This is a genomic window from Tenacibaculum halocynthiae (assembly GCF_964512825.1).
In the GTDB taxonomy this organism is placed as follows: domain Bacteria; phylum Bacteroidota; class Bacteroidia; order Flavobacteriales; family Flavobacteriaceae; genus Polaribacter; species Polaribacter halocynthiae.
The window spans coordinates 101,744-109,027 of the sequence record NZ_CAZELG010000002.1 but is presented as its reverse complement, the minus strand read 5'-3'; the positions used below and the strand labels follow the sequence as shown (position 1 = coordinate 109,027).

9 protein-coding genes are annotated in these 7,284 nt (G+C 29.5%); 6 read left to right on the top strand and 3 right to left on the bottom strand.

What is annotated here, in order from left to right; translation table 11 throughout:
• Positions 1-413: 413 nt before the first annotated feature.
• On the bottom strand, positions 414-527 hold the full coding sequence (locus tag ACKTTQ_RS00535) for an ATP-binding protein (protein ID WP_408048139.1): 114 nt from the start codon (positions 525-527) through the stop codon (positions 414-416).
• Positions 528-699: 172 nt separating this feature from the next.
• Between ACKTTQ_RS00535 and thrS the strand changes: the two genes are divergently transcribed.
• The 5 genes from thrS to ACKTTQ_RS00510 all read left to right on the top strand — a co-directional run bounded on the left by thrS (position 700) and on the right by ACKTTQ_RS00510 (position 4,582).
• A complete protein-coding gene (thrS, locus tag ACKTTQ_RS00530) occupies positions 700-2,646 on the top strand; it encodes a threonine--tRNA ligase (protein WP_408048138.1) in 1,947 nt (648 codons plus the stop codon).
• Positions 2,647-2,716: 70 nt separating this feature from the next.
• Positions 2,717-3,235, top strand: a complete 519-nt coding sequence (gene infC, locus ACKTTQ_RS00525; RefSeq protein ID WP_093868709.1) for a translation initiation factor IF-3 — start codon at positions 2,717-2,719, stop codon at positions 3,233-3,235.
• Between the two features lie 36 nt (positions 3,236-3,271).
• Positions 3,272-3,469, top strand: coding sequence for a 50S ribosomal protein L35 (gene rpmI, locus ACKTTQ_RS00520; RefSeq protein WP_093868708.1), 198 nt, complete (start codon positions 3,272-3,274; stop codon positions 3,467-3,469).
• 92 nt (positions 3,470-3,561) lie between these two features.
• Positions 3,562-3,906: a 50S ribosomal protein L20 gene (rplT, locus tag ACKTTQ_RS00515; RefSeq protein WP_093868707.1), complete on the top strand. Its 345-nt coding sequence runs from the start codon at positions 3,562-3,564 to the stop codon at positions 3,904-3,906.
• 91 nt (positions 3,907-3,997) lie between these two features.
• The gene (locus ACKTTQ_RS00510) at positions 3,998-4,582 is read left to right on the top strand and encodes a hypothetical protein (protein ID WP_093868706.1); all 585 of its coding nucleotides are present in this window, start codon (positions 3,998-4,000) and stop codon (positions 4,580-4,582) included.
• A 49-nt stretch (positions 4,583-4,631) separates the two neighbouring features.
• Here the strand turns inward: ACKTTQ_RS00510 and ACKTTQ_RS00505 are convergent, their stop codons facing one another.
• A complete protein-coding gene (locus ACKTTQ_RS00505) occupies positions 4,632-5,756 on the bottom strand; it encodes a histidine decarboxylase (RefSeq protein ID WP_093868705.1) in 1,125 nt (374 codons plus the stop codon).
• 150 nt (positions 5,757-5,906) lie between these two features.
• On the opposite strand from ACKTTQ_RS00505, the gene ACKTTQ_RS00500 reads away from it, so the two are divergent.
• Positions 5,907-6,371 carry an Lrp/AsnC family transcriptional regulator gene (locus ACKTTQ_RS00500; RefSeq protein ID WP_093868715.1) on the top strand — a complete coding sequence of 155 codons (465 nt, stop codon included), beginning with the start codon at positions 5,907-5,909 and terminating at the stop codon, positions 6,369-6,371.
• A gap of 18 nt (positions 6,372-6,389) precedes the next feature.
• On the opposite strand, the gene ACKTTQ_RS00495 is transcribed toward ACKTTQ_RS00500, so the two are convergent.
• Positions 6,390-7,181 carry an energy transducer TonB gene (locus tag ACKTTQ_RS00495; RefSeq protein ID WP_113786986.1) on the bottom strand — a complete coding sequence of 264 codons (792 nt, stop codon included), beginning with the start codon at positions 7,179-7,181 and terminating at the stop codon, positions 6,390-6,392.
• Between the last annotated feature and the right edge of the window lie 103 nt (positions 7,182-7,284).

Below are 7,284 nucleotides of genomic sequence, written 5' to 3'. Positions count from 1 at the left end.
CTTACTTTTAAACTCTACGCTTATCCGTTTGCGGGTGCAAATATAGATCCCTTTTCTAACATGACAATGACTTTTTTGAAGTTATTTTTAAAGCAATCCTTAATTATCTACCTACTAAGCTTTTAAAGATGAAAGTTTTTTTCAGTACTATTATAAAAGCCCTTTTCTGCTAGTAATACCTATACACTATATAACTCTATACATATATAATTGTTCTCCATTCTTGTAAACTTTACTCAAAAATCAAGCAATTTATATAGTGCTTATACTAATATTATATACCTGTGTTAGGGATTGAAGCGGTTGTTTGAGCTCTTTTGTTCCTTTTTTAAAACAAAAAGCGAGCGCAAAAAGCCCGACGTTAGCTTTTTCTAACGGAACACCCTATACATATATATAGTATACCTGATTTATTATTCTTGTATTGTAATGTAAAATGTAGTGCCTTTTCCTAAAGAACTCTCTACCCAGATTCTCCCACCATTTCGCTCTATGATCTTTTTTACTAAAGCTAGACCTATATACAACTGTCTATTCCACCTAAAACAGATCGTGTTTTAAGCTAAGAAAACAACTTACTGATTAAATTAATTTAAAATACACACATTATATTGTACAAAATCGGGTTTTACAATATCTTTGCATTTCCAAAAATCTTCACTTGTAAGAGGATTTAGCAATAATTATATATATAAAATAATGATTAAAATTACATTACCTGACGGAAGCGTTAAAGAATTTGAAGTAAATAGTACAGCAATGGATGTTGCTAAAAGTATTAGTGAAGGGTTAGCAAGAAATGTTATTTCTGCTAGTTTTAACGGAAAAACAGTTGAAACCACCACCCCTTTAACCACTGATGGTTCTTTGGTATTGTATACATTTAATGATGATGAAGGAAAAAATGCTTTTTGGCATTCATCTGCCCATGTATTAGCACAAGCTATTTTAGATTTTTATCCAAATTCAAAACTAACTATTGGACCAGCTATAGAAAATGGTTTTTATTATGATGTAGATTTTGGAGAGGACTCTATTTCTGAGAAAGATTTTGAAAAAATAGAAAAGAAGTTTTTAGAGCGAGCAAGAGAAAAAGCTGAATTTAAATTACGTTCAATTTCAAAAGCTGACGCACTTTCTTATTATAAAGAACAAGACAATCAATATAAAGTAGAGTTGATTGAAGGATTAGAAGATGGAGAGATTACTTTTTGTGATCATAGCGACTTTACAGATTTATGTAGAGGTGGACACATTCCAAATACTGGGATTATAAAAGCTATAAAAATAATGAGTGTTGCTGGTGCATACTGGCGTGGTGATGAGAAAAATAATCAGTTAACTCGTGTTTATGGAATATCATTTCCTAAACAAAAACAATTAAAAGAATACTTAGAGTTATTAGAGGAAGCGAAGAAACGTGACCACAGAAAACTTGGTAAAGAATTAGAATTATTTACTTTTTCTCAAAGAGTTGGTCAGGGATTGCCTTTATGGTTACCAAAAGGTGCTGCCTTAAGAAATAGATTAGAAGACTTTTTAAAGAAAGCACAAAAAAAAGCGGGTTATGAAATGGTAATGACTCCTCATATTGGTCAGAAAGAATTATATGTTACTTCTGGTCATTATGCTAAATACGGAGAAGACAGTTTTCAACCAATTACCACTCCAAAACAAGATGAAGAGTTCTTATTAAAACCTATGAACTGCCCTCATCATTGTGAAGTTTACAACCATAAACCTTATTCGTACAAAGACTTACCTAAGCGTTTTGCTGAGTTTGGTACTGTATACAGATATGAACAGAGTGGTGAATTACATGGATTGACTCGTGTAAGAGGGTTTACTCAAGACGATGCTCATATATTTTGTACACCTGATCAATTAGATGTAGAGTTTAAAAACGTTATTGATTTAGTATTATATGTTTTTGGCTCATTAGGTTTTGAAAAATTTACAGCCCAAGTTTCTATTAGAGATATGGCGAACCCTGATAAATATATAGGTTCTGTTGATAATTGGGAAAAAGCTGAACAAGCAATTATTAATGCTGCAAAAGATAAAGGTTTAGATTATATTATTGAAGAAGGTGAAGCTGCTTTTTATGGACCTAAATTAGACTTTATGGTAAAAGATGCTTTAGGAAGAAAATGGCAATTAGGAACTATTCAAGTTGACTATAATTTACCTGAACGCTTTGATTTAAATTATAAAGGAGCAGATAATCAATTACACAGACCAGTAATGATACATAGAGCTCCATTTGGATCAATGGAACGTTTTATTGCTGTTTTACTAGAGCATACGGGAGGAAACTTCCCTCTTTGGTTAACTCCTGAGCAAGTTATTATACTGCCTATCAGTGAGAAATACCAAAATTATTCAGAAAAAGTTTTAGATTTGTTAGAAAATTCCGAAATTCGCGCCCTGATAGATGATCGAAATGAGAAAACGGGTAGAAAAATTCGTGATGCGGAAGTAAGCAAAATACCTTTTATGGTTATTGTTGGTGAAAATGAACAAAAGGATGGTACGGTTTCTGTAAGGAAACATGGTGAAGGAGACTTAGGCGTCTTTACAATTGAAGAGTTTACCTCTTTAATTAATAAAGAAGTTAGCAAAACCTTAGTCCCTTTTGGAAAATAATTAGATAGTAATTTTAAATTTATAAGTCATAGCAATTAGAAGAAGAGGCGGACGTAGACCGCTCAGAGTAATTAAAGAAGATCAACATAGAATTAATGAAAAAATTAGGTATGTTGAGGAAGTTCGTCTAGTAGGCGATAACATTGAAGTAGGTGTGTACCCTTTAGCAAAAGCAAAAGAAATTGCTAAAGAACAAGAGTTAGATTTAGTTGAAATTTCACCTAAAGCTGTACCTCCTGTTTGTAAGGTTATTGATTACAAGAAGTATTTGTATGAGCAGAAAAAACGTGAAAAAGCCTTAAAATCAAAAGCAACGAAAGTTACCGTTAAGGAAATTCGTTTTGGACCTCAAACAGATGAACATGATTATGAGTTTAAAAAGAAGCATGCTATAAAATTTTTACAAGATGGAGCAAAACTAAAAGCATTCGTGTTTTTCAAGGGACGTTCTATCGTGTTTAAAGAGCAAGGGCAAATTTTATTATTAAAATTAGCACAAGAGCTTGAAGAGTATGGAAAGGTTGAGCAAATGCCAAAACTTGAAGGTAAACGTATGATTATGTTTATTGCTCCTAAGAAAACGAAATAAAGAAAGTTATAAGCAAGATAAAACGCAAAACAAAAGATGCCTAAAATTAAAACAAAATCTAGTGCCAAGAAACGTTTCAAGTTAACTGGTTCTGGGAAAATCAAAAGAAAGCACGCGTTTAAGAGTCACATCTTAACAAAGAAGTCTAAAAAACGTAAGCTTGCATTAACACATGCTGCATTAGTACACAAGTCTGATGAAGCTAACATTAAGCAACAATTAGTTTTAAAATAATTGTTAGCAAGGTAGTAAATTATTAACCATGGAGTTAGGCTCAAAAAAGTACTTTTAAATAAGTCGCCTACTACAAAAAAACAATTTGAATTATGCCAAGATCAGTAAATTCAGTAGCTTCAAGAAATAGAAGAAAAAAAATCTTGAAGCAAGCAAAAGGTTACTTTGGACGTAGAAAGAACGTTTATACAGTAGCAAAAAATGCGGTTGAAAAAGGAATGTTATATTCTTACAGAGACCGTAAAAACAATAAGAGAAACTTCCGTTCATTATGGATTCAACGTATTAACGCTGGAGCTCGTCAGTTCGGAATGTCTTACTCACAGTTTATGGGTAAAGTAAAAGCTAATGAAATTGAGTTAAACCGTAAGGTTTTAGCTGATTTAGCTATGAACAACCCAGAAGCTTTCAAGGCCATTGTAGAGAAAATAAAATAAGTTTCATAAACTTGCTTATACTAAAAACCCAAACTTTACGTTTGGGTTTTTTTAAACCATTAAATTATACTTTATACTTAAAAAACTTTTTATGAAATTTTTAAAAGTCATATTATTTTTTACTTTAACGAATGTAGCTGTTAGCCAAAATTCATCTCAAAACTCTACGAATAACTCGATTAAAAAACAATTTGAAACTCTATATAAAAAGTCGGGTAGTTATCAAAAATATAAAGTTATAGAAAAGACTTTATTCAATGCTTTACAAAGAAGGACTGTAGATACTATTAAAAATCTTAAATCGACAATTGTTTCAAAACAAGATTTAATAAACAATCAAAATAAAAAACTTACAAGCTTAGAAAATCAAATTACCTCTCTAAAGAATAACTTAACTGAATCTTCAGAAAAAGAAGATCAAATTTCTTTTATAGGTATTAACTTAACAAAATCAAATTACAACCTAATTGTTTGGATTATTATTTTCACAATACTAAGTTTATTAGTGTATTTTATATATCGATTTAAAAACAGTAATATCTTAACCAAAGAGACTCGCAGTTCATTTGATGAAATTGAACAAGAATTTGAGCAATACAAGAAAAAATCAATTGAGAAAGAACAACAATTGAGAAGGAAACTACAAGATGAAATTAATAAACAACGTGGTGTTTAATTAAAAATAAACTCAAAAAAGGCCTCAAATTTAATTTGAGGCCTTTTATTTAAACTTCTAGTAAAACTAAATTTTCTTTTTCTTTCTTCTCATTTTCCAAATCAAAAAGTAATGAATCTATTCGTTCCTTTTTAATACCTGGTACACATATAATGTGAGCTATTGCTTCCTCTGATGCTAATTGATATTTTTCACACACTTTTTTAGATGGCTTATCAAAAACAACTGTTAGTGCTTCTTTATTTCTCCAAGCATTAACTCCTATTTCATTTAATTTTCGTTCGGTGTATGCTGCTAGTTCTTGTGATTCACATACCCTTCTTTTTAATCCGTCTTTACCATGTTTTTCAATAAATGACCATAAAAATAATGGTGTTAATCCATTTCTTGACCCTGTAATAGTTGTGTCTAAAGTACCTACATAAGATATGGAGTTTGCTACCCTGTTTCTATGTGCTCTTTTACACATTACTATTCCACATGGAATTGGCCCTCCAATAAATTTATGCCCAGAAATAGAAATACTATCTACACCTTCAGAAAAATCAAACTTAGGTTTTGGCTCAACAAATGGGGCTATTGTTCCTAAAAACGCTGCATCACAATGAATATAATAATCTTTAATTGCGTATTTTTTTATTATCGTTTTTATTTTTTCTAAATCATCTACAGCTTCTGTCATAGTTGTTCCAACATTCAAGAAAAAAACTGCTGGTTTATCTCTATGAATAGTTAAAATCTGTTCTAAATCTTCGTAATCAATTTCACCGTTCTCTTGACTTCTAACAACAATGTTTCTCATGTTTAATAAGTGAAGATTTTTCTTTACGCTATAATGTGTAGATTCACTATAGTAAACAACGGCATCTGGATAACACTCCCTAGCTAGATATAAACCATACAAATTACCTTCTGTACCTCCATTAGTAACATACCCCCAAACATCATTTACTGTTGTAGATAATATATCTGCGAAGAACGAAATACATTTTTTCTCTACTTCTTTCGTGTCAATTGTTAATGTAGACTTAGCTTCTGGGTCTCCAACGTTGTTTATACAAAGGTCTAAAAATGGTGCAAATTCACTAAATGTAAAATCCTTTGCTAATGGATACCCTAAAAATTTATCAGAACTATCCTTAATTCTCTTATATATATTTTCTAAACCCTTCATCTTTATTAATTTCTAATACAAAAGTACAAACAAAGAATAATAAACCACAACCTAATAGTTTTATAAGTAATTTTTACCAATAATTATTTATTTAAAAGAAAATAACTACTTTTGAGATCTATTATATCTGCTTATATAAAAAAAAATTCTATGATTCACTTAGATCCTATAGACTTAAAAATAATAGAGGAGTTACAAAAAGATGGAAAACAATCTATAAAACAACTTTCTCAAAAAATAAACCTTTCCATTACTCCAACTCATGAGCGAATAAAAAAAATTGAAGCTAGTGGAATTATAGAAAAATATGTTGCAATAGTTAATCCTGAATTACTTGGGAAAAATTTAATTGTTTATTGTCAAGTTACATTAGTACAACATGAAGACAATGCATTTAAAAAATTTGAAGACTATGTTAATTCTATATCTAAAATTCTTGAAGTTTCATACATAGCTGGAAGTTTTGATATTCTTTTAAAAATCATATTAAAAGATATGAATGAATACCAAAATTTTGTTTTGAAAGAAATGTCACAATTAGAAATCATATCTAATATTCAAAGTTCTTTTGTTATAAAACAAATAAAAAATGACACTTTGATAAGTGTCATTTAATTAAAAATTCATTGATATTTAACACATTCCATCACGAATTGTAAATTCAAATTCTTGTATTACAGCTTCTCCTTTTATGTTTTTTGCTGGTTTCCAAGTAGGCATAGCTTTAATTAAATTGATTAATTCTTTATCTACTTCATAATTACCTGAAGTTTCTTTTACATTAACATTTATTGCTTTACCATTTTCATTAATAGCAAAACATACAACAGCTCCATTATTTGCTTGGAAATTACAGGCTTGAATATTCATTGAAGTATTCCCCCTTAGATAAGTAATCATTTTGTCATAACCTCCATCAAAAGCGGCTTCTATTTCTGGCACAACTACCATATTAATTATCATTTCACTATTTTCTAATTCTTCTGTTACAGAGTTTTTAGTTTTATAATCTACTTTTATTGTAACTACATCTGATATGTTTACTGAATTAATTAATTTAATTTGTTTTTCAGTAAACACATTGTTTTTTCCTAATTCTTTTACTTCTTTTCCATTTTTTATTATCCCGATTTTAACCGACTTGTAATTAACAATCCAACTTGATGGATAATACGCTATTAAATCACCAACACTATGTGCTTCTTTTATTTTCTTTTTAGTTATAGTTCGTTTATGTTTTCCTTTAACAGAGTACATTAAGTTTTTTTCAGCGACAAAATCATTCAAAAATGTATTATCGTTCGTAAATAAACTTTTATCAATTAATTTGCAAGTAACTATCTCTTTGTTATCTTTTACAAAACCATAGATTACAAGTAACATAACAGTCATAAAAAAACCAATAACAACAACCTTATTTTTCATACTAAACATATTTTATATTGCTTAACAAATTTAATACTAACCAATTACATTTTTAAAAACTAATTGTAAATAGTTGTTATTGAAGTGTAAAAAAATGTTATTG

Coding starts and splice junctions, on each gene's coding strand:
- thrS (WP_408048138.1), top strand. CDS start 700: ATGATTAAAATTACATTACCTGACGGAAGCGTTAAAGAATTTGAAGTA.
- rpmI (WP_093868708.1), top strand. CDS start 3,272: ATGCCTAAAATTAAAACAAAATCTAGTGCCAAGAAACGTTTCAAGTTA.
- rplT (WP_093868707.1), top strand. CDS start 3,562: ATGCCAAGATCAGTAAATTCAGTAGCTTCAAGAAATAGAAGAAAAAAA.
- ACKTTQ_RS00510 (WP_093868706.1), top strand. CDS start 3,998: ATGAAATTTTTAAAAGTCATATTATTTTTTACTTTAACGAATGTAGCT.
- ACKTTQ_RS00505 (WP_093868705.1), bottom strand. CDS start 5,756: ATGAAGGGTTTAGAAAATATATATAAGAGAATTAAGGATAGTTCTGAT.
- ACKTTQ_RS00500 (WP_093868715.1), top strand. CDS start 5,907: ATGATTCACTTAGATCCTATAGACTTAAAAATAATAGAGGAGTTACAA.
- ACKTTQ_RS00495 (WP_113786986.1), bottom strand. CDS start 7,181: ATGAAAAATAAGGTTGTTGTTATTGGTTTTTTTATGACTGTTATGTTA.